General features: G+C 49.2%; 18 protein-coding genes and 1 pseudogene. 7 read left to right on the top strand and 12 right to left on the bottom strand.

Going from position 1 to position 20021, the window contains the following annotated elements; all coding sequences use genetic code 11:
* Positions 1-343: 343 nt before the first annotated feature.
* From A1355_RS01160 to A1355_RS01110, 12 genes and pseudogenes are all read right to left on the bottom strand, one after another.
* Positions 344-1455, bottom strand: a pseudogene (locus A1355_RS01160) (IS91 family transposase).
* The gene (locus A1355_RS26365) at positions 1452-1619 is read right to left on the bottom strand and encodes a hypothetical protein (protein WP_331710098.1); all 168 of its coding nucleotides are present in this window, start codon (positions 1617-1619) and stop codon (positions 1452-1454) included. Before A1355_RS26365 ends, A1355_RS01160 begins: the two are co-directional and overlap by 4 nt.
* Positions 1567-2358: a tyrosine-type recombinase/integrase gene (locus A1355_RS01155; RefSeq protein WP_064024142.1), complete on the bottom strand. Its 792-nt coding sequence runs from the start codon at positions 2356-2358 to the stop codon at positions 1567-1569. The genes A1355_RS26365 and A1355_RS01155 overlap by 53 nt, the downstream gene beginning before the upstream one ends.
* A 123-nt stretch (positions 2359-2481) precedes the next feature.
* Complete coding sequence (locus A1355_RS24215) at positions 2482-3555, bottom strand: VanZ family protein (RefSeq protein ID WP_197471679.1); 1074 nt, start codon at positions 3553-3555, stop codon at positions 2482-2484.
* Positions 3556-3590: 35 nt separating this feature from the next.
* Positions 3591-4592, bottom strand: coding sequence for an acyltransferase family protein (locus A1355_RS01145; RefSeq protein ID WP_064024137.1), 1002 nt, complete (start codon positions 4590-4592; stop codon positions 3591-3593).
* Complete coding sequence (locus tag A1355_RS01140; RefSeq protein ID WP_197471678.1) at positions 4592-5680, bottom strand: glycosyltransferase family 4 protein; 1089 nt, start codon at positions 5678-5680, stop codon at positions 4592-4594. Before A1355_RS01140 ends, A1355_RS01145 begins: the two co-directional genes overlap by 1 nt.
* 96 nt (positions 5681-5776) lie before the next feature.
* Positions 5777-7213, bottom strand: a complete 1437-nt coding sequence (locus A1355_RS01135; RefSeq protein ID WP_064024133.1) for a lipopolysaccharide biosynthesis protein — start codon at positions 7211-7213, stop codon at positions 5777-5779.
* 1 nt (position 7214) lies between these two features.
* Positions 7215-7727, bottom strand: a complete 513-nt coding sequence (locus A1355_RS01130; protein ID WP_064024131.1) for an acyltransferase — start codon at positions 7725-7727, stop codon at positions 7215-7217.
* Positions 7721-8842, bottom strand: coding sequence for a glycosyltransferase (locus tag A1355_RS01125; protein WP_064024129.1), 1122 nt, complete (start codon positions 8840-8842; stop codon positions 7721-7723). Before A1355_RS01125 ends, A1355_RS01130 begins: the two co-directional genes overlap by 7 nt.
* Positions 8839-9954, bottom strand: coding sequence for a glycosyltransferase family 4 protein (locus A1355_RS01120; protein ID WP_269454740.1), 1116 nt, complete (start codon positions 9952-9954; stop codon positions 8839-8841). The genes A1355_RS01125 and A1355_RS01120 overlap by 4 nt, the downstream gene beginning before the upstream one ends.
* A gap of 45 nt (positions 9955-9999) precedes the next feature.
* Complete coding sequence (locus A1355_RS01115) at positions 10000-11202, bottom strand: O-antigen ligase family protein (RefSeq protein WP_064024125.1); 1203 nt, start codon at positions 11200-11202, stop codon at positions 10000-10002.
* A 152-nt stretch (positions 11203-11354) separates the two neighbouring features.
* On the bottom strand, positions 11355-12731 hold the full coding sequence (locus tag A1355_RS01110) for an undecaprenyl-phosphate glucose phosphotransferase (RefSeq protein WP_231883511.1): 1377 nt from the start codon (positions 12729-12731) through the stop codon (positions 11355-11357).
* A 981-nt stretch (positions 12732-13712) separates the two neighbouring features.
* On the opposite strand from A1355_RS01110, the gene pyrF reads away from it, so the two are divergent.
* From pyrF to A1355_RS01075, 7 genes are all read left to right on the top strand, one after another.
* A complete protein-coding gene (gene pyrF / locus A1355_RS01105; RefSeq protein ID WP_064024121.1) occupies positions 13713-14438 on the top strand; it encodes an orotidine-5'-phosphate decarboxylase in 726 nt (241 codons plus the stop codon).
* Between the two features lie 163 nt (positions 14439-14601).
* Positions 14602-15147: a shikimate kinase gene (locus tag A1355_RS01100; protein WP_064024119.1), complete on the top strand. Its 546-nt coding sequence runs from the start codon at positions 14602-14604 to the stop codon at positions 15145-15147.
* A complete protein-coding gene (gene aroB / locus A1355_RS01095) occupies positions 15128-16210 on the top strand; it encodes a 3-dehydroquinate synthase (RefSeq protein ID WP_064024117.1) in 1083 nt (360 codons plus the stop codon). Before A1355_RS01100 ends, aroB begins: the two co-directional genes overlap by 20 nt.
* Positions 16200-17777, top strand: a complete 1578-nt coding sequence (locus tag A1355_RS01090; protein WP_064024115.1) for an AAA family ATPase — start codon at positions 16200-16202, stop codon at positions 17775-17777. The genes aroB and A1355_RS01090 overlap by 11 nt, the downstream gene beginning before the upstream one ends.
* A gap of 21 nt (positions 17778-17798) precedes the next feature.
* The gene (gene hemE, locus A1355_RS01085; RefSeq protein WP_064024114.1) at positions 17799-18869 is read left to right on the top strand and encodes a uroporphyrinogen decarboxylase; all 1071 of its coding nucleotides are present in this window, start codon (positions 17799-17801) and stop codon (positions 18867-18869) included.
* Entirely contained in the window at positions 18869-19288 is a 420-nt protein-coding gene (locus A1355_RS01080; protein ID WP_064024112.1) for a secondary thiamine-phosphate synthase enzyme YjbQ, read from the top strand. The genes hemE and A1355_RS01080 overlap by 1 nt, the downstream gene beginning before the upstream one ends.
* 10 nt (positions 19289-19298) lie before the next feature.
* Complete coding sequence (locus A1355_RS01075; RefSeq protein WP_064024111.1) at positions 19299-19757, top strand: DUF411 domain-containing protein; 459 nt, start codon at positions 19299-19301, stop codon at positions 19755-19757.
* Positions 19758-20021 lie beyond the last annotated feature (264 nt).

The following is a 20021-nucleotide window of genomic DNA, read 5'->3' as shown; positions in this document are numbered from 1 at the left end:
GTAGATTACAATTTTGTAATCAGCATAACGAATAAGGTTAGATTGTGTGAGCAACGCGAACCACAATCTGAACCGGTTGTTGGACAAGCCTGGTGGCCACAGCGTTGACTGCATGCTTTATATAAGAAAATAGCTTTTCGGAGCACTTGGGTCACGAAGGCCTAATGATCGCTTCAAGCCCAGGAAACTCCCCGGAAGCATCGCCCCTGCCGCTTAGATGGCATCGGAAGCCCGTTTTTGGGGATGTTTTAGCCTGATTTTGGCCGAACGAAGCTGTCGACCTTAAAAAGGCCGATGATCGCTTGGCCGGCTGCGCTAATTGTTTACATAGCCTGTGACTTCCTCAACCCGGTTGGCCGGTGGGCATGGTCTGGCTGCGTAAGATCGGCGGGATGCGCGTTCCCACAATCCGCATTTCTCCGCCGCAGCAGGCGCAGGTGAATGGTGGCCGTTTTCTCAGCCATACCAGTGCCCGGTTTGGATTCAAGCCGATCAGGTATTGCAGCAAGCCGATCAGCCGTTTGCTGTTGGGGTGCAAAAAACCTAAGTTGCGGGCGCGCCTGAAGCCCTTGGGTAAAACATGCCGGAGGATCAGCCAAAGGAACTGGGCGCCGGGCAGCGTTCGAGTTCGCATTCGGCGGGTTTTACTGTCTTGGTAGCGAAACGTCACTTGGCCGTCCCTACAGGCGACAATGTCTTTTTCCTGGATGACGCCTTTATAAAGATAGCGTCCAAGATAAACCAGCGCCTTGTCGCCACTGCCGACGGACTTGACGTCTACAACCCAGGTTTCAGCGTAACGGGGCGGCAAATCAAGCCCGGCTCGCGTGATCGCCTCTAGCAATTTGGCGCGAAAGACCTTGGCCAATGTCTTGTGGTTGAACAAGTAGCCGGTTTGTTTTTTGTCTTGGCCTTTTTTACCGCGTTTGGTTCGCCACAAGCGCTTTTCCGTATCGATGGCCGCCGCAGGTATCACGCAATGGACATGCGGGTGGTAATCGAAGCGTTGGAATGGGTGTGCAATACCGTGATGGCGCCGGCATTCCCTTTGAGCTGCGGGTCGTTTTGCGCGAAGGTTTTCAGGGTCTTCCAACTACAGCGGGTCATTAAACTGTAAAGCGTACGTTGCTGCTGCCAAGCCAGCGACCTGAGTTCCTTGGGCAAGGTGAAGGTCACCAAAAAATACTCGGCGGGTACCTGCCTTTGCAATTGCCTTTCCAGCCATTGTTGAGATTCGTGAGACTGGCAATGCGGGCAGTTTCGATGGCCGCAGGAATGCGGCACGTAGACGTGTTGGGAGCAGTCGCCGCATTGTGCCAGCATGACGGGACTTTGTGAGGTGCGGCAGTGCTTCATGGCGGCCAGCGCCTGACGTTGATTGGGAAGAAGCCTATCCTGATAATCGGCTAGAAACTCGGCTTCGAAGGTTTCGATGATGGCGGGTAATAAAATCATCTGACCTTCCCCCAGTCGATGGCGAAGCCATTCATCAAGGCATTAATCGCCTCGCCGGCATTTTGGTTCGTGCCGTCGGTCAGATGGGTGTATCGGGCAGTGGTCAGCATGCTATGGTGGCCGAGGATTTTCTGCACTTCCAGCAGATCGACACCGGCTTCGATCAGATGGGTAGAGTAGCTGTGGCGAAGGCTGTGAGGGCTGATCTTTTTTTAAACCGCAATCTTCAGCTACCTTGCGCAACGTCGTTTGCACGCCGCCCCGATCCAGCGGCGTGGTCGCTCGACCCGCCCCATTCAGGCCGCCGTGACGATTAGGAAACAGTAGCACCGGGTTGCGATGAACTTGCCAGAAACGGCGCAGCAAATCCAAGGTCGCCGCCGGCAACGGCACCAGCCGATCTTTATTGCCCTTGGCATCGCGGATATGCACGCGCTGGCGGTCGGCATCGATATCCGCCACTTGCAGTCGCAAGCCTTCACCCAGGCGCAGACCCAGACTGTAGAGCGTGAAAAAGAACACCTTATAACTGAGGGTGCGGGTCGCCCAAAAAAGCTGCCGAGCCTCGTCCACCGTGACGATGTCCGGCAAACGCTGGGCTCTGGGCGGCTTGATCAGGCCGGGAGCGGCCCAAGGTTTATGCAGCACATGGGTATAATAGAACTTGAGGCCGTACAGATCGAGTTTGACCGAACTCCAGGAGTGCGACGCCAGCAAATCGGTGAAATAATCGGTCAACTGCGCTTCGGACAGGTCCTCAATCTGTTCGTCGAAATACTCGCCGACGCGGCGAATGGCACGGGCGTAAGCCTCTATCGTCTTGGGCTGCAAGCCTTTGAGCTTTAGGTGTTTAAGATGGGTTTGATAGTTTTGCTTGAAAGGGGATTCGGAAGATGTTGTCATTGACGCGTAACCTATTGATTCGTAGTAAAATGTTCCCTCGAAATGAGGGCTTGAGGTTACATTTTATAAACAACCAGACGTTGGGGTTCTTCTCCGCGTTAGCGGCTTCGTCCAACTATAAGATTAAGAGCGCCAGAAATAGAAACGCACAAATGCCACCCAAACTAATACAACACCCAATAAGCTACCTATCGTATCAACTAAAGCATCGCCAACACTTGGTGTTCTACCTTGAACAAATAGTTGTAACACTTCGGTGACCATGGCAAACAAAGCTATTTTAAAAAAAAAATGCGTTACATTTTCCCTCGCCGAACAATCCAAGACAGCAAGTGCAAAAAACAATAAGAAGTGTCCTATTTTAAAAATATCGAATGAAGGCAAAGAAAATGTGAAGTTAACTAGTCTCTTAATATCTAAACCATTCAGATGATAATCAACAAGAGCAGTTGTTTGAAATAAGGAGCCTAATTTAACCTTGAAGACTTCTGGAACTAATACACCTGCCAAGATTAAAAGAACACAAACACCTATCAAAAGGCGGCGATTGCCCGTATTATGTTCTAACAATAACGGCAACATTGCAAACCAAATAGCCAACACCCAAACTAGTAGCAAAACCCTGCGAATTACGGTGTGCGCATTATTAGGCTCAACAGGACAAAGCGACAATTGTTTAATAGCAACCACCCCCCTCTGATTTAATAACTCAAGACTTAAGCGTATTTGTATTGCCGAAGGTTCAATTTCAAATACTTTCTCAAACGAGTTCCAATTAGTATTCATATCCGAACTAAAAAGAACATGTGGGTAATCGTATCTAGCTTTATGATTACTATCGATAGAGAGCAAGATTATCCTAGCCTTTCCGCCGACCTGTGTTCTTTGCGCCTCTTTATTAAATAATGCAAGAGTCTTTACCCACAAAAAGCGGGGTAAACCGGAATGATTAATGTCGCAACTAAGCGATGCCGCAGGTTGACTAGAACTCGACCTTAATAAAATTTTATGGGTATTGGCGTCATACTCAAATACATTATTGCCTCGAGACAGCACCCAACTTTTAGCTTTGACACATTTTTCAAGCGCATCCATATCAGAATTTAGCCGACATATAAACCCAGGCACTGTTGCAAAAAAAAGCACGGTTATAGCAGCCAGTATTATCAATCCAACATATCGAGTATCTGTTGTCAACAGCATCCTGTTCTACGACAATTGTCAAAGGTTACTTAAGCTTTTAGTAAGCGCGACTTTAACGCAAGTAATGACGGCCTTTCTATGAATAGGAACATAAAGGACGCCAGTAGCAATGAGAAAAACAGCGGCACAAGAATCACAGAAATCGGGCTTGCAAAGCCATGTTTATATAACGAATAAATAATCACATACCCTACATTCTGATGAATCAGGTAAAGGCTGTAGGAAATACTACCCAAAAAGACCAACACCTTATTCGAAAGAAAACCCAACCGACCATTTACCAGAAAAATAAACGCTATAAAGTATGCGCCGCATATAATTGTGGTCGCAGGGGATATTAGAATCTCCAGGCAGAATGCAATAACAACATAACAATAAAGCCATTTACATTTTTGCGAATAAATCTTATAAAACATAATTCCTGCGATGAATAAATGCCCATAATCCAACACCAATAACTGTCTAATCTTTCCAGGAACATCAACTGTGAATAACTGATCGACTGCTAAGCATATGCATTCAGTAAGCAACCAAAACGCCATAGCAGTATCAAAGTATGCTTGTGGCACGACAAAGTATATGAAGGCAATAAGCACGTAGAATGACAATTCCACGTTAAGAGTCCAGTAAACCCCATCCACACTAGGCACCGAGAACCAATATTGAAGCATGGTTAAATTAATCAGCGCATCTTGTATTGAAACTTTCCGTTCGGTAAGTTCTGAAATTGAGACCACTACAAAAGTGATCAACACAGCGCACCAATATGCCGGAAACAATCTGATAATCCTAGACAGAACAAAATGTTTTACATATCGAGTTCTATTAAGGGTCATAAATATTACAAACCCGCTGATTAGAAAAAAAAGCTTCACGCCTTGCTTACCGAAATCAACACTCCAAATCGGATCTATTTTATGACCGAATAATTCATGATATCTGCAGGTATAATGATATAAAACGACCGAAACTGCGGCAACTCCCCTTAAAGAATCTAATTCTGTTAATCTGACCCTCGATTGAATAGCCATTAAATATTCCAAATATCATTATACATATATTGAAAACTGGATCGTAAGCTATTGAGATCAAACTCTGTTCTTGCTTTAACCAAAGCATTACTCGACAACTCCGAATATATTTCAGGATTTTTTACTAAAAACTCCACAGCGTGAACAACACCCATCATATTCAATGGCTGTATGATTAAACCGTTAAATTTATCAACTATAATTTCAGGTATTCCGCCAGCAGCCGTTGTAATCGAAGGAGTTGCCGAAGCCAAAGCCTCTAATAACGCATACGGAAGGCCTTCTTTAAAATATGTCGGAAATACAAACAACGAGGCCTTTTCCCATAGAAGCTGCTTAATGTTTCCAGTCACCAGCCCCAAAAACTTGCACTCGTCTTCTAATTTAAGCGCTTCCGCGACCTGCTTAAGCTCGTTTTCAAAAGGCCCCTCCCCGGCGATATCAAGATATATGTTTTTGTAACCTCTTGATTTCAGTTCGCTCAATGCCTCAATCACCTGTAATATTCCTTTTTCTCGAGTCAATCGACCTATATACAGTAAGCGAACGGCGTCTAGGCTGATTGACTTTGGCTTGACCGCTAAATTGCTGTCTATCGCGTTAGGCACTACCATTAGTTTTTTGTATTGACAAAAGGACTTGCCAAATTCCATTTCCCTTTGTGTGAGCAACACCACGACATCCGCATGCTTCAACACCATTCGTCGGAAACGCGATAAAAAGCATTTGGTTGCTAAAAAGAAATCATCGGGCTCCAAACCAGCATGTAATTGCAAAACGACCGGTCGGCCAAGAACTTTTGACAATGCGACAAATATCGAATCCCTAAAAAACCCTTTGTTGTCCATTGACGTATTGATATGAACGAGGCCTGGACGTTCTCGGAAGAGAACCATAACAAAACGCAAAGGGCCCAAAAAAAGGCGTAGAGATTTTCCAAGCTTAGTTTCATTACTTATAGGTGACCCTGTGCAAAAGTGTATAAACTGGCAATCGCTACCGTGAAAAGCAGAAATTAAATTCTCAAGATGAGTCGCTATGCCACTAGCGGTGCCTAACTGATTACCTGTCAATAAAATTTTTTTCATTATCGAACCCGTCATTTAAAAACTGGAAAAAATCTGTCGACAGCAAAAAACTATAAGCTCCGAAACTAAAATACGGCTTAATACATCCCATCGGTGTTAACATCTTTTCGAAATTTTACGGCGCAACTCATCGCAAACATCCCTATCAACCGAATACGTCGTGATGATAAAGATCGTGATCAAAGCAAGATTCCCTGCGACCGCTAATATCAAATAGTCCATTTCGGAGTTAACGTTATGCAATACCAATACTGCATAACAAGACCAACAAGCCGCCATAACATTCATCAATGTTGCAGGATATAAGCTTGGCCATATAAACCCATAATGCCTGGCTTTCACAATAACCCCGACCACCGCTATTGCCGAGCCTGCGAGCCATGACGCCCCGAGCCCAAGCGCTCCATAATCTATTAAAATCCCGATACAAAGCAAAGTACTAACAACCTGAAACAAGGCGATTTTAAACCGCGCCATACTGTCGCCTATAATCAATAAAATTCTACTTGATATCGAGTACAACACTAAGCCGTATACACCCCAGATCAGTACAACCGCCAATAGCAAACTCCCCATGTAAGCTGTTCCAGCGATCATTTTTATCAAAAACGGGGATAACGTAGAAAAGCAAGCGGCGATCGCGATAAATAGCGGAATCGTCGCTACCCAGCATACGCGGAATTTTTGGCGTAAATTCTCCATGCCTGATGAATAACTAGCGGATATGATCGGCACTAATGTCGTTACAAAGGGCTGATATAATACGTTTATTTGATCGGCAATTCGTTTAACAACATAATAATTAGCCAATGGCTCACTTCCAAATAAACTAGAAATCAATAAGGTATCTCCCCATACCCGTACGGCATTTACAATCGATTCCAAATAAAATCCCCAACTCCATTTCAGCCAAACCGGAGTTGTACAATGATTCAAATTAAACAGCCACGCTCTATGCTTGAAAAGCGCCGCCAAAACAAATGGCAACTGCCCTATCAGCAATCCATTCAACACAGGTTGAGCACTTATCTGCATAGTATAGAAACCTATCGCGCACAGCTTAGACAACATATCACTATAAATTCTATAAAAACCGAAGACATCAACTTTTCCGGTTAATTGAAAAGGTAAAGACAAAGCGTTAATTGCCATATACCCCAACAAAGGGAATATTAGATATCCAAAGTCATTTTCAGAGCTTTGACTTTTAAAAATAACACGGCCGATAAAGTCGGAATAAAAGATAAAGCATAACGCGACCAGAACAATCGCACCCAAATTTACTAACATCCCTTTGCGAAGAAGGCCAAAGGCTTTATGGGTATCACTAACCATAAGTTTTGGCACGTCTTTTTCTAAGAGCGTGTTTACCCCAAATGAAAACGTTGAGGTCATCAAAATGGCAAGCGATGGTACGATGCTGATATATGCAATATCGTCAGTAGAAAGCTTTCTTGCTATGTAAGCGAGTATAAATATTGAAAGTACTTTTCCAAATAACGTAAAAAAAGTTAGCCTAAAAAACCTACGCATATCACCCGTTTAAAAAGTTATCAAACATTTTCAATAGGCGCTGTCGTTTGTGTATTTTACTCACTCGTTGACCCGCTTCCGAGCACTTTGCCACGTATTGATCATAAGTCATGATCAGTTTGGCCGGTACTCCACCATACACGGAATTTGGCGGAACATCCTTGGTTACAACGGCACCTGCTGCCACTAAGCTATTCGGCCCAATCTTTACATTTGGCATTATTATCGCCCGTGCACCGATGAAGCAATTATCATAAATGCGAATTGGACCATAGCGCGTTACATCAGCGAGCTCATCGTATCGATCTCTATAAACCCATGTCCCGCCATCATGCGTAATAAAACAGACTTCAAAGGACAGCGTAACATGATTACCAATTCTAATTAAGTAAGGTTCAGACCCGTAATTAACCTTACCCATTGCTCTGAATCTTTCGCCAACTATCATGCCTTTCGATATGGCGTTTTTAATATGACGCCTATCCCTAATCTGCCTAATAAACTCAATCAGCATGCTCCAACCTCAGAATATATTTTATAAACATCAACCAAGTCATTAACTGATTTCTCTATAGAAAAATTTTTAATCACATGATTCTTACAATCCCTCGATATTTGATCTCTAACGGCTTCGGCGTGCCGTATTTTTTCAACAAAACTCAAAACATTATTGCTCTTTTCAATACTCCAGTCGAACGGAGTTATATCTTCAATATCGGAGAAATATGTTGTAACCGTTGGCGTTCCAACTGACAACGACTCTAAAACTGCGTTCGGAAAGCCCTCATATTCGGAAGTCAAAAACGAGACATCAGATTGACTTAGAATCTCCAAGACATCGTTTCGATTACCCAAAAAAACAATTTTGTCCCCATGCTTCATTAATTTATATTTGTTAAGAATAAAATCCATATACGTCCCACCGCTAATTTCCAATTTATTTCCTAAAAATACCACGCGCCATCGTGAGTCAAGACTTATCAATTCTTCCGCCACATTCAGAGCAAGCTCATAATTCTTTTGAGGCTTAATTGCGGCAACCATGCATGCTAGTTTAATATCGTTGTTACCAAAAAACTCCAATTTATAATCGGACGTACAAGACGCCACCCGCTTTTCTACCGATTCAACTTCAATTCCATTCCAAACCACATGGAATCTGCATTTTTCGAGCAATGGCAACCTTTTGACCGCAAATCGCCGACCTGAATTGCTATTCGCAACAACTGCGGTTATCAGCCAACATGTCAAGGCATCCGCTATTCGCTGTAGTGGCTTTATTTTATAGTTATGATTCCTCTCGGAGTTTATAATCGGTATCTTTAAACCATACCCCGCCAATCGAGCATACAGTTCAGCGTCATACAGATAACCGTGAACAATATCCGGCTGAAATTCCTTTACAATTCTTCTCAGCTGAATTATTGAAGAAAAATCCAATTTAAGCTTTTTATTCAAACTTTCGAATCCGACGCCCACATCTACTAGTTCAAACGATCGTGGATTGTAATTGCTCAAAGACACAATCTTTACATTATGGCCTTGCCTCACAAGCTCCTTGCTTAAATTAATAACCTGAGTTTCGGCCCCCCCGTACACCAAAGAGCTGACTACATTAATGATTTTCATCCGACGCACCTATTTATTGTTGACTGGTATATGAAAATCAATTTTTCTATCATTAAATCCAACGATACGTTTTCCGCGACCCATTTCGGAAAGATTTCCTCGCATAATTGGCGATCATCGTATGCTCTATGGATAGTGCAAGCCATTTCTACAGCATCAAAATTATCCACGATATAATTCTTAAGTGGCTCAATCATTTTAATATCGGAATAATTCGTGCTGGCAATCGGAACACCCAGTGTCATCGCCTCCATGATGACGTTAGGGAATCCTTCGTGCTTTGAGGTAAGAAAGAATACGTCGCTTTGTTTTATGATCGATATCACTTTATCCGTGTTTGGCGTAAGGCGGATATTTTGAGAGTTTTTTAGCCGAGAATACTTTGCTATTATCGTATTACAATGCGAATCTTTACTGCCCTCTATAGCCCCACCCACAAATAGCACCCGCCATGTCGGGTCCATACTAATTAATTCTGTAGCAACATCCAGCGCTAAGGCATGATTCTTCTGGGGCTTAATACTAGCTACCATTGTTGCTAATTTTATATTCTCCTGACCAAAATATTCTCTTTTAATGTCGATCGAATCATCTGATGCTTTGGCATTAATACTGTCTATATCGATGCCATTCCAAACCACATAAATGGAAGATTCCGGCAATCTGTATCTCGTCGCTGCAAATTTTGCACCTGCATGCGTGTTCGCAATAACTGCATCCGCTCTAAATCTTGTCAAGTAATGTAGCAATAATTGCCTGGACTTAAGCCTGTACTCGTGATTTCGCTCTGAATTTATCAAAGGTATTTTTAATCCTAACAAAGCGAAGCGGCTATAAATATCGGAATGAAATAAAAAACTGTGCACTAAATCCGGCTGCCAACGTATCAAGTTCCGCCGTATATCCTTAATCGCCTGCAAGTCCAACATGTGAGCCTTGTTTCCGATAAAATATTCTAATTTTCCAGACGTTATTTCATCTTGTAACTCGCTTAGCCTAGGCACTCTGTTTTCCAAAAAATATAGAAACACATCGATATTTTTGGAAATCAATCCTTTCACAGTCGCAATCACCTGTGTTTCGCACCCTCCATATACCAAGGATGACACCATTATCATTATTCGCATGGTTTGTTTTATCTCAGTTTAAAATCCAGATTAGGCCAATGAGGATTCGGCTCGCTGATCTTCTATGAGTGCTAACCCATACATTACCCATATTAAATAATTAAATGGATTGGGGTAAAATGAATTTCCGGTGAGCGCCATTAACAACCAGCTTATTAATGCATACCTGAATCCGAGATTTAATTTTGATACGCGCCATAACCGTCCAATTAATAGTGTCACAAATGTGAATCCGACAACCCCCATATCTAATAGTATTTGCAGGTAAGCGTTATGGGGATGTGAAGGTAGTGCTATTGTGCCTTGCTTAGTCTTTATTTTTTCACCCTTCCAAATCCCATATAATCCTTGGCCAAGTAAAATATTATTCTGCACAGTTTTCAGAGCGGGTATCCAAATATACTCAACCCGTCCCGCCGATACCTCATTGAGGTTTTTATTCCCTCCTTCCATACCGTATTGAACACGGGATATGATTTGAGGCAGAAATGCCAAAATCACCAAAAACGCCATTATGATTGCTAATAGATTATGCTTTACCGGTAATCTCCGGCTTAACAACAAATAAACGACTACCACTGCAACATAAGACATTCTCGAAAATGAAATTACCACCAACATTAATGCCGCCGCGATTCCGATTAGGCGCCCAATAGATGCCCCTTTGCGTAGTCCAACAACTAGGTATGCAAATATGCTAACCGCCAGCCCCCCCAATCCATTGGCGTGGAACCCGATATTTGCCGATATCGCATCGCGTCCGGTCGCGTATTCGCCATCTTCGGTTACACTGGCGCTTGGGATATCAACGATATAGAACAGTATCGCAAACCCAAGCATTATTACCGGAAGCAATTGGATTGCCAATTCTATATATTTTCCTCCTCTTATTGCTTTATATTTATAAACAATCCAACCCGCTACTAATAACTGAATCGCTTTAAATAAATCCTTTACAATCAAATCCCCCTTGGCAATCTTATATCCACCTGGGGGGTGCATTTTTTCAAAATCCAGCACCGCCCACAATACTGCCATAATATAAGCTAGAAAAAATATGGTAACTTGCGGCGCAAAAAAAACACCTTGCACTTTGTATTCATTTTTTTTTCTATTAAAGAAAACCATTGCGGCCGCAAGCAACCAGACTATATTTACAGGATTAAATCCGGTCATCCCCAGAACCTGCTGCGGCATCAGCTTCATATTATTCAATGGCAGCAAAATCACCATTAGAATAACGGTTAAATCAATGAACCTTAGCCTCATAATTTGTCACATTGGATATTTTGTTTAGATACTGCGTCCGCTGCAGTGCGTGACGCAACTTTGGACTTGTCGCCGAATTAATTTAATTCCACGACGACTATAGTCGAAGTTGCTGGCTAATACGCCTGCTCCCCGACAAAGCCCTTGAAGACGGTCATGAACACGATCTTAATGTCCAGCCACAGCGACCATTGGCGGATGTATTCCAGATCGTAGTGAATGCGGGCCTGCATTTTGTCGATGGTTTCGGTTTCGCCCCGGCAGCCGCTGATTTGCGCCAAGCCGGTGATGCCGGGTTTCATTTTGTGGCGTAGCATGTAGCCCTGAATTTGCTTGCGGTAATATTCGTTATGGGCAATCGCGTGCGGGCGCGGGCCGACGACGGACATTGTACCGCGCAGAACGTTAAGAAATTGCGGCAATTCGTCCAGCGATGTCCGCCGCAAAAACGCGCCCAGCGGCGTGACCCGGCTGTCGTTGGCGGTGGCTTGCTTGACGGTGTCGCCGTTTTCGCAGACCGACATCGAGCGGAATTTCCAGACTTCGATCGGCTCGCCCTTTACGCCGTAACGCAATTGTTTGAAGATGACGGGACCGGGCGAAGTGACCTTGACCGCGAGCGCAATCAGAAGCATCGGAATCGCGATCAGCGGCAAAATCAGCGAGCACAACACCAAGTCTTCCAGACGTTTGGCCATACCGTCCAACACCGAATTGAGCGGGGTGTCGAACACGCTGACTACCGGGATACCCTTGACGCTGCTGAGTTTGGATTGCATCAGGTTGAAGGTGAAAAAATCGGGAACGATATTCACCGACACCGTACTGTCGGCCAGTTCGCGGATCAACTGATTGATCCGTACTTCGGCGCGGAGCGGCAGGGTAATGTAGATATGGTCGATCTCGCCACGCTGACTGCGCTTTAACAATTCCTTGAAATCGCCGGTAATGTCGTCTTCTATCAACTCGCCTTGCTCGCGGCGTTGCGGGTTTTCGACGCGATCGTCAAAGTAGCCGGCAAAATGGTAGCCCAACCAGGGCATTTCGGTCAGCGCGATATTCAAGCGCTTGCCGAGTGGATTGGCACCCAATATCGCGTAATAACGGACATTCAAGCCGTGCAAACGCAGAAACGACAATGTCGCTCGCCGAAGCGTGTGCACCAATATAATGCCCAACGGCACCAGCGGAAACCACAACTCGAGCACTTGCTTGGAGAATTCGAAATCCGGCTCCAGCAAGTACACGCCGCTGGACACCACCGCAAACGAGCCTATCCACGACAGTAAAATCCGCAATGCATCGTCGAACATCGGGTCGCCGCGCCAACCGTGATAGATCTCTTGATGTTCGGCGAAGATACCGAACAACACCGTACAAGCGATGAAGAGGATCAAATACTCGCGCGTGAAAGGGATTTGATAGAGCTCCAGCGACGCAAACATCGACACAAAAATGATCCCGGTATCGATGGCGCGTTTAACCCCTTGCATTTCAGGCCGCAAGGGACGGATAAATCCTTTTGAGCGAAGTTGGTTCATATCCAGAAGTTATAGACTATTCGTTGAACATCCGATTGATCCGCGCTGATCCAATAATTTATCAGCACTTTATTTCAGCCCCATGAATCTAGGCTCCCTACCCGACTATCGATTCGGCCTTTCGGTGTTTTAAGTCGTTGCAAACACTGATAGGCCGCTTCTATAAGCCAGCCGTTCGATGCGGCGACTGGATTCAAACGTAACTGTCAGCAAAATGCACACCAGTTATCCCTGCTAGCCGGGAAGCCCCCGACGATTGCCATACCTCTAAACGCTGGTTCCACTCGTGGCCCACCGCAGCAATGTCAAGCGTGACCGAACACACCATCCCGAGTGCGCCTTAAGGATACACCGATAAGCCAATCTTCATCAGGCACAACACGCGCTAAGTGCCCAGTGCCCGAGTTTTTTGCCGACCATCCATAGAGTTGCAACCGCACCATCTTGGTTCATCATCACGCCGACAAAGTCGCAAAACGCCTTTCGGCGATACCTTTAGCCTGCTAATCAATGCTTTACGACTCCCCGGCCCGAATGCAAGCATTCCCGCAGCCGTAAACAAACGGCCGATTTATACGCGAACGGCATTCCGATCTGTCGTTTTTAATGACATCCTAATGTTTTCGTCATCGGTTACCCCACTTTTCCAAGTTAATAATGATGCAAAAATCCATTCCGTGAAAGTTTTTCCAGGAAAAGTTCCGTCGCTTGTTCACGTCACGCTCGGAAAACGGTCACGAATTCGGCCTACACCGCCTTGGATAAATCGCAGGAAAGCCTCGCGCGGCTTAGTCATTTTGTTCCGCCCTTCCCGCGCGGACACGGTGTTTGCGTGTTTATCCCCGCCCAGGCCTTTGACGGGCCAGCAAATGCTCCCAATTTAAATCCGGCTTGCGGTTAAAATCTCGCCGTTAACGTTAATTCGGACTTCTCATGTCAAATACCTTTATCTCTCAAAAACCCATTCCTCCTCGCGAACGCCTGATCATGGCGCTGGACGTCGCCAGCATCGCCGAAGCCCAAGCCCTGGTCGAGGAACTGGGCGATTCCGTGGTGTTTTATAAAGTCGGTATGGAACTGTTTATGTCCGGCGACTATTTCGGCTTTATCGAATGGTTGAAGGCGCGCGACAAGAAAGTCTTCGTGGACCTCAAGTTTTTCGACATACCCGCCACCGTCGGGCGAGCGATCAAAGCCCTGAGCAGCAAGGGCGTGGACCTGGCAACGATACACGGCAACGATTCCATCATGGAAGCCGCGGCCGAAGCCAAGGGCAATCTGAAGGTCTTGGCGGTGACGGCGTTGACTAGCCTGGACCGGGGCGATTTGGACGACTTGGGCTTTCAATGCGATGTGCGCGAATTGGTGCTGTCGCGCGCCAAGCGGGCGCTGCAAATTGGTTGCGACGGTATCGTGTCGTCGGGCATGGAAGCGGAATTGATTCGCGCCCAGTTGGGCGACAAGTTATTGGTGATTACGCCGGGCATACGACCGGTCGACAACCGGGAAGACGACGACCAGAAACGGGCGGTTAGCGTCGAACAGGCCATCCAAAGCGGCGCCGATTATTTGGTGGTGGGCCGGCCGATCCGCGACGCCGCGGACCGCAAAGCCATGGCGGAAAAAATCCAGCGGCAAATTGCGGCTCAGTTTGAATAAGCATCGAGGCAAACCGAGGTTTGCACTCCGGTAGGGTCTGTTCGAGTCGCTGTGCGGAGTGCAAATCTCGATTTGCCGTGTTCGCGGGTTGGCTGGCGTTTCGTTCGACGGCAAAAGACGGCATAATGGTGGAATTTTTTGATAGCCGCTTCCCATCCGCGCCATGAAACCAGCTCCCAATATCTATCTGATCGGCCTGATGGGTGTCGGTAAAACCACGATAGGCAAGCAGGTCGCGAAAGCGATGCAATGGCCGTTTTACGACAGCGACAAGGTCATAGAAGAAACCACCGGCACCGACATCCCGACCATCTTTGCCTACGAAGGCGAGGAAGGCTTTCGCAACCGGGAGCAGGCGATGATTCGCCAATTGACCGGACTGGACGGCATCGTGATGGCAACCGGCGGCGGCTCGATACTGCGGCCGGAAAACCGCGAGGCCCTGAAAACCCGCGGCTTTGTCGTCTATTTGCATTGTTCGATCGACAAAATCCTGCACCGCACCAAACACGATACTCAGCGGCCGCTGCTGCGCACCGAGAATCCGCGCCAGCGTTTGCAGGAACTGTTTGCCATCCGCGATCCTCTGTACCGGGAATGCGCGGACTTTAGAATCGATTCCGGCATGTTGCCGGGCAAGACCGTCGTCAAAACCATTTTGCAGCAATATCAAGCCGCCCTGGAGAACCATGAAAGAGCTGCGAGTTGAACTCGACAAGCAACGAAGCTATCCGATTTATATCGGCGCCGGCCTGCTCGGCCAAGCCGAGCTGCTGACCCGGCACGTCCGTTCCAAGCAGGTCGCGATCGTCAGCAACGACGCGATCGCGCCGCTGTATCTGTCCAAGGTCTTAGCCGGGCTTGGCGATTACCAAACCGAAACGGTCATCTTGCCTGACGGCGAACAGTACAAAACCCTGCAATATCTGGAAAAGATTTTCGACGGACTGCTGGCCAACAAATTTAGCCGCAATGCCACGCTAATCGCGCTGGGCGGCGGCGTCATCGGCGACATGGGCGGCTTCGCGGCGGCCTGCTACCAGCGCGGCATCGCCTTCATCCAGATTCCGACCACCTTGCTGGCGCAAGTCGATTCATCGGTCGGCGGCAAGACCGGCGTCAACCATCCGCTCGGCAAGAACATGATAGGCGCGTTCTATCAGCCGCAATGCGTGATCGCCGACGCCGACGTGCTCGATACCCTAGACGATCGCCAATTGTCGGCCGGCTTGGCCGAAGTGATCAAATACGGCCTGATCCGCGATCCGGAGTTTCTGGACTGGCTGGAAGCCAATATGCCGAAGTTGCTGGCTCGCGACAAAGCCGCCTTGGCTTATGCGATCGAACGCTCCTGCGCCAATAAGGCGGCGGTAGTCGGCGAAGACGAATTCGAAAACGGCGTACGGGCCACCTTGAACCTGGGCCACACCTTCGGCCACGCCATCGAAACCGGTTGCGGTTACGGCCAATATCTGCACGGCGAGGCGGTGGCGATAGGCACCGGCTTCGCGGCCGACTTGTCGCGCCGGCTGGGTTATCTGAGCGATGCCGATGTCGCGCGCGTGCTGGCGATTTTGCACGCCGCCGGCCTGCCGACCCGGCCGCCGACCGAGATGAGCACCGAGCAATATCTGGACTTGATGGCGGTGGACAAGAAAAACGTCGACGGCAAGATTCGGGTGATTTTGTTGGAAGCGCTCGGCAAGGCCTTGTTGCCGATCAGCGTGGAGAGAGCGCCGTTGCAGGCAACCTTGAACGCTTATGCCGGATAACGAAAATCTGACTTACAGCTACCAAAAGCGCACGCTGGATCATAGGCCCGAGCGCAGCCTATTGACGCCGGAGCGCGCCCAAAAGCTGGACTTGTTGGTGCATTTGCTGAGCAATCTGCAGCAAGCCCTGGTCGTCTGCGGCCCGCCGGGCATCGGCAAGACCACGCTGCTGGAAGCCTTGCAACAAAGCCAGCGCGAACAATGGCAAATCTCGCTGTTAAAAGCGACACCGGCGTCGAGCTTCGAGACTATCGTCCACGAATTGTTGCGCAGCCTGAATATCCCTAATCTTGCCGCCAGTTTCGATTTGACTCGACTGCGCGAACTTTGCGGCAAGCAGGCGGTGGTGCTGTTGATCGACGATGCCGGCCATCTGATGCCGGGGCTGATCACGATGTTGATCGAATTCGCCGATTCGCTGCCGGGCCTGCATCTGGTATTCGCACTGAGCCACGACCAATTCAGCATCAAGGCCGGTACCGACCGGCGCATCGAAGACGCCCACGTCATCGAACTGCCGCCGCTAAAGCAGCGCCATTATAGGGATTTTCTACAAAACCTGTCGGCTCTACCGGGTTCCGCCATTTCGTTCAACGCCGTCACCGATCCGTTGATCGAAGCGCTGTACCTGGAAACCCACGGCATTCCCGGCCGGATACTCGAAGAATTGCCGAAACTGGCCGAGCAACAAGGCCGGACCGGCGCGCGTTGGGGCTTGTGGCTGGGAGTCATCGCGGTGATCGCCGGCACCGGGGGTGCAATGGTTTGGTTGTGGCCGAACAATGACGAGAAAACCCTCGTCGCCGCGCCGTCCCTCGGCAAGCCGACGAGCCAAGTGCTACCGGCCGAGCCGGTGAATCCACCCGCCCAGGCCCCGGCTGAAACGCCGGCACCGGCATCCAAACCGCTTACGGAGACCGCACCGGTCGCTCGGGCCGGCGAGCTTACCGCCGACGCGGCAAAACCGGCGCCGTTGCCAACACCGCAATCCACCCAGCCGCTTCCAACTCCGCCGCAAACGACTAAAGCCGCGCCGGCCGAAAACGAACCAAACGCCGTGCAAACCGCGTCGGCACCCGTCGCAGCGCAGCCCGCGCCAGTGGCTGCTCCCAGCCTTCCGGCGCCGATTGCGGCAAGCACTGCGGCGACTCCGCCCGTTGCGCCGCCGACACCGGCCGTGACGCCGACGGTTCCGAGCAAAACCGAATCCGCGACGCCGCCGGTCATCGCCGGCAAGCCGCCCGAAAAGCCGGCGAAACCGGCCAAGCCGTCGGATCAGGGCGATAGCGACTGGATTGCCGCTCAACCGGGCACTCATTACACGCTGCAAGTCATGACGCTGTCGAATAAAGCCGGCCTGCCGCGCTTTTTCAAAAAATACGCGGAATACAGCGAGAGTCTGAAGTACTACACGATTCGCCAAGGCGACCAGGAAAAGTTCGTGCTGATTTACGGTTCGTTCGCCAGCCCGGCGGAAGCCAATCAGTTTAAAACGCTGATGCCCGGCGAATTTCAAACCGCCCAGCCGATCCGGTTCAAGGCCATTCAAAAAGACGGCAAACGCTGATCACTCACCACCTTCTCACCGATGACAACAATAGAAAACGACTTATTCCTTAGAGCGCTGTTAAAACAACCGGTCGAACGCACCCCGGTCTGGATGATGCGCCAAGCCGGCCGCTATCTGCCCGAATACCGCGCTACCCGCGCCAAAGCCGGCAGTTTCATGCAACTGTGTACCAACCCGGAACTGGCTTGCGAAGTAACCCTGCAACCTTTGGAGCGCTTTGGCTTCGATGCCGCCATCCTGTTTTCCGACATTCTGACGATACCGGACGCGATGGGCTTGGGTTTATCCTTCGCCGAGGGCGAGGGCCCGCAATTCGCCCATCCGATCCGCACTGCCGACGACGTCAAGCGCCTGCCGATTCCCGATCCGGAAACCGAATTGCGTTACGTCGTCGACGCCGTGCGTCTGATCAAAACCAATCTGCGCAACCGACTGCCGCTGATCGGCTTTTCCGGCAGCCCGTGGACCTTGGCGACTTACATGGTGGAAGGCAAGGGCAGCAAAAGCTTTCAGAAAGTCAAAAGCATGATGTTCGAGGAACCGGCCTTGATGCATCAAATGCTGGACAAACTGGCGCAAGCGGTGGCCGCGTATTTGAACGCCCAAATCGCCGCCGGCGCCGACGCGGTGATGCTGTTCGACACTTGGGGCGGCATGCTCAGCCATGACGATTATCTGGAGTTTTCGTTGCGCTACGCCCGCCAGGTGCGGGAACTACTGAACACCCAGCGTGACGGCCGGCAAATCCCGACCATCTTGTTCACCAAGGGCGGCGGCTTGTGGTTGGAAACGATGGCCGACACCGGCTACGACGCACTGGGCTTGGATTGGCAGACCGACATCGCCAACGCCCGCGCCCGAGTCGGCGCCAAGGTGGCTTTGCAAGGCAACATGGACCCGATTACGCTATATGCCAAGCCCGAGGTGATCCGCGCCAAGGTCGGCAAGATCCTGCACGACTTCGGCCACGGCACGGGCCACGTGTTCAATCTCGGTCACGGCATTTTGCCGGACATCGCCCCCGAGCACGTCAAGGCGATGGTCGATGCCGTGCGCGAGTTCAGCCCGCAATACCACGCGGCCGACTAATGTGGTTTCAAAAGCGCTTGCAATTGGCGGCCAAACCGCGCGGTTTTCATCTGGTCAACCGGGAGATCGTTAGCCAATTGTCCGAAATCCGCGAACTGGAAGTCGGCCTGCTGCATCTGTTTTTGCAACACACCTCGGCCTCGTTGGCGATCAACGAAAACGCCGACGCCGATGTGCGCCGCGACCTGGAAAGTTACTTTTCCCGAGCGGTGCCGGAAAATGAACCTTACTACCGTCACACCCTCGAAGGAGCGGACGACATGCCCGCCCACATCAAGACCGTGATCCTCGGCAGCTCGCTGACGATACCGGTCGGCGACGGCCAATTGGCATTGGGCATCTGGCAAGGGATTTATTTATGCGAACACCGCAATCACGCGGGGCCGCGCACGATTATCGTAACGCTGAATGGCGAATGAAGAGGCTCTTATGAAAATAGCGAAAATTTCCGTTTTAACGCTGGCTACGATGTTCAGCGGTCTGTTATTCGCCGAGGAATCCAGCCAACCCGAAATGACCGTCTACCGCAGCCCAACCTGCGGTTGCTGCGGCAAATGGCTGGAGCATGCCGAAAACAGCGGCTTTAAAATCAAGGACGTGATCAGCTCGGACATGGATCAAATCAAGGCCCGTTACGGCGTGCCGGAGAAATTGGCGTCCTGCCACACCGTCGTCGTGGACGGCTACGTGATCGAAGGCCACGTCCCGGCCGCCGACGTGCAAAAATTGCTGAAGGAAAAACCCGCCGTCGCCGGGTTGGCCGCGCCCGGCATGCCGATGGGCAGCCCCGGCATGGAAATGGGCGGCCGCCAGGATGACTACAAAGTCGTGTCTTTCGATAAGGATGGGCATTACGCAGTTTATGCCGAACACGGTAACGGTCGCTGATCGGCTGGCACGGCAAACCCGCCCGGCTTTTACCAGCCCGGTTTAAGCCTAGCTAAACAGCGATAACCGAGAGTGGACCTCAAATCAAGAACGCCAAGTCTTGTGTTCTGACGCGGCTGGATTCGGCGTCCTCCGTCGGAATGAGGGTGTCGTAAAAGTCGAAACAGAACCCTCTCCCCAACCCCTCTCCCGCAAGGAGAGGGGCTTTTACGACACCCTCCGAATGACGGAATATCGTTATCAAATCGCAAATTTAGGTTTTTT

Origin of the sequence: Methylomonas koyamae (assembly GCF_001644025.1) — a bacterium.
In the GTDB taxonomy this organism is placed as follows: domain Bacteria; phylum Pseudomonadota; class Gammaproteobacteria; order Methylococcales; family Methylomonadaceae; genus Methylomonas; species Methylomonas koyamae_A.
Note: the sequence above shows the minus strand (reverse complement) of the source record. Positions and strands in the feature narration are given on the sequence as shown.

Bases quoted from the DNA above. Each gene is read 5' to 3' on its own strand.
- pyrF (WP_064024121.1), top strand. From the start codon at position 13,713: ATGTCAAATACCTTTATCTCTCAAAAACCCATTCCTCCTCGCGAACGC.
- A1355_RS01125 (WP_064024129.1), bottom strand. From the start codon at position 8,842: ATGAAAATCATTAATGTAGTCAGCTCTTTGGTGTACGGGGGGGCCGAA.
- A1355_RS01100 (WP_064024119.1), top strand. From the start codon at position 14,602: ATGAAACCAGCTCCCAATATCTATCTGATCGGCCTGATGGGTGTCGGT.
- A1355_RS01130 (WP_064024131.1), bottom strand. From the start codon at position 7,727: ATGCTGATTGAGTTTATTAGGCAGATTAGGGATAGGCGTCATATTAAA.
- A1355_RS01145 (WP_064024137.1), bottom strand. From the start codon at position 4,592: ATGGCTATTCAATCGAGGGTCAGATTAACAGAATTAGATTCTTTAAGG.
- A1355_RS01110 (WP_231883511.1), bottom strand. From the start codon at position 12,731: ATGCAAGGGGTTAAACGCGCCATCGATACCGGGATCATTTTTGTGTCG.
- hemE (WP_064024114.1), top strand. From the start codon at position 17,799: ATGACAACAATAGAAAACGACTTATTCCTTAGAGCGCTGTTAAAACAA.
- A1355_RS01135 (WP_064024133.1), bottom strand. From the start codon at position 7,213: ATGCGTAGGTTTTTTAGGCTAACTTTTTTTACGTTATTTGGAAAAGTA.
- A1355_RS01115 (WP_064024125.1), bottom strand. From the start codon at position 11,202: ATGGTGATTTTGCTGCCATTGAATAATATGAAGCTGATGCCGCAGCAG.
- A1355_RS01140 (WP_197471678.1), bottom strand. From the start codon at position 5,680: ATGAAAAAAATTTTATTGACAGGTAATCAGTTAGGCACCGCTAGTGGC.
- A1355_RS01120 (WP_269454740.1), bottom strand. From the start codon at position 9,954: ATGGTGTCATCCTTGGTATATGGAGGGTGCGAAACACAGGTGATTGCG.
- A1355_RS01155 (WP_064024142.1), bottom strand. From the start codon at position 2,358: ATGACAACATCTTCCGAATCCCCTTTCAAGCAAAACTATCAAACCCAT.
- A1355_RS01090 (WP_064024115.1), top strand. From the start codon at position 16,200: ATGCCGGATAACGAAAATCTGACTTACAGCTACCAAAAGCGCACGCTG.
- A1355_RS01075 (WP_064024111.1), top strand. From the start codon at position 19,299: ATGAAAATAGCGAAAATTTCCGTTTTAACGCTGGCTACGATGTTCAGC.
- aroB (WP_064024117.1), top strand. From the start codon at position 15,128: ATGAAAGAGCTGCGAGTTGAACTCGACAAGCAACGAAGCTATCCGATT.
- A1355_RS01080 (WP_064024112.1), top strand. From the start codon at position 18,869: ATGTGGTTTCAAAAGCGCTTGCAATTGGCGGCCAAACCGCGCGGTTTT.